General features: G+C 34.8%; 2 protein-coding genes. Both read right to left on the bottom strand.

Going from position 1 to position 1,391, the window contains the following annotated elements:
• Positions 1-28: 28 nt before the first annotated feature.
• Entirely contained in the window at positions 29-877 is an 849-nt protein-coding gene (locus tag DBR40_RS26405) for an IS3 family transposase (protein WP_233603997.1), read from the bottom strand.
• A partial coding sequence (locus tag DBR40_RS26400; protein ID WP_148090187.1) for a helix-turn-helix domain-containing protein occupies positions 877-1,391 on the bottom strand: 515 nt, incomplete at its 5' end. The genes DBR40_RS26405 and DBR40_RS26400, both read right to left, overlap by 1 nt.

Below are 1,391 nucleotides of genomic sequence, written 5' to 3'. Positions count from 1 at the left end.
TAGACTGACCCCAAAAAGTTGGACGAAGTTACGCAATGTTTTTAAAGTAATGAGTTCGGTATTCCACCGGACTCATTCCATTTAAATTAAGCCTTATTCGGTCCCTATTATAATATTTAATATACTTTCTAATCTCAGAATGTAATTGTGATACCGAGTTATATTCATTTAGATAAAATAATTCTGATTTAAGCACTCCAAAAAAGTTCTCAATTATAGCGTTATCCAAGCAGTTTCCTTTTCTGGACATACTTTGCATTATCTGTTTATCTTTTAGTTTTTTCTTGTACTTCTCTAGCCTGTACTGCCAACCTTGATCAGAATGGAGAATTGGTTTTTCATGGTTTTTGATTTTCCTGAAACCTTTATTGAGCATATCCAAAGTCTGCCGATAGTTAGGCGATGTAGATAAGTTATAGCTTATAATCTCACCATTAAACAGATCAATTATTGGTGATAGGTATAGCTTTTTCCCCTTTACTTTAAACTCAGTTATATCGGTAGCCCACTTTACATTAGGCTTATCAGCAGTGAAATCTCGTTTTAAGATATTATCCGCGGCTTTGCCAATTTCACCTTTATAAGACTTATATTTTTTGACCCTTATCTTACTCTTCAAGCCTATCTGCTTCATGATTTTAGCAATGGTTTTAAAGTTTACAGGGATGTCCAATTCTTTTCTAAGGGCTAACGTTATTCTTCGATAGCCATATCTTCCGAAATGTCTTTGATACAGTTTTTTTACTTCTTTTACCAAGTCTATATGCTTATCTAAAAAAGCACTACTATCTCGATGATAATAGTAGCTACTTCTTGCTAGCTCAGCGAGATGTAAAAGATATTCCAGTTTGTGTAAGCGCCTTAACTCCGTAACTATTACGGCTTTTTCTTTTTGACTTGCTTGCTTTGAGCTAAGGCTTCCAACTTTTTTAGATAAGCTACTTCTGCTCGTAAATATTCATTTTCGATGGTTAACCGCTCCAAATCAGTCATAGAGTCTTTGATTCCTGGGACTACTTTTTTCTTAGCCATCCTTTTTGTAGTTTTCTTATTTTTTAAATGATCACCACGTTTATCTACTAGACCTTGATAGCCACTCTGTTCAAACTTAACAACCCATTGATAGAGTGTTGAAAAAGAGGCAACCATAAAAATAGCACAGGTGTCAATCAAAGATAATTCGCTTGCTTGATAATAGCGAATGATTTCAAGTTTTTCATCTGCCGTATAGCTTTTAACCACGATATCTTCCAAACCTTTTTCTCCGTGGTGCTCATGGAGTTTGCACCAAAATTGTAACTGTGATTTAGCCAATCCGTGCATATCGGAAAGTACGTATACAGAGTTTGCTTCTCCGATTAACTTGTTGACTAAATCAAGTTTAAACTGAT

It is taken from the genome of Pedobacter sp. KBW01, assembly GCF_003852395.1.
Taxonomy (GTDB): Bacteria; Bacteroidota; Bacteroidia; order Sphingobacteriales; family Sphingobacteriaceae; genus Pedobacter.
The sequence above is the reverse complement of the archived record's forward strand: the minus strand, read 5'-3'. Positions and strand labels throughout refer to the sequence as shown.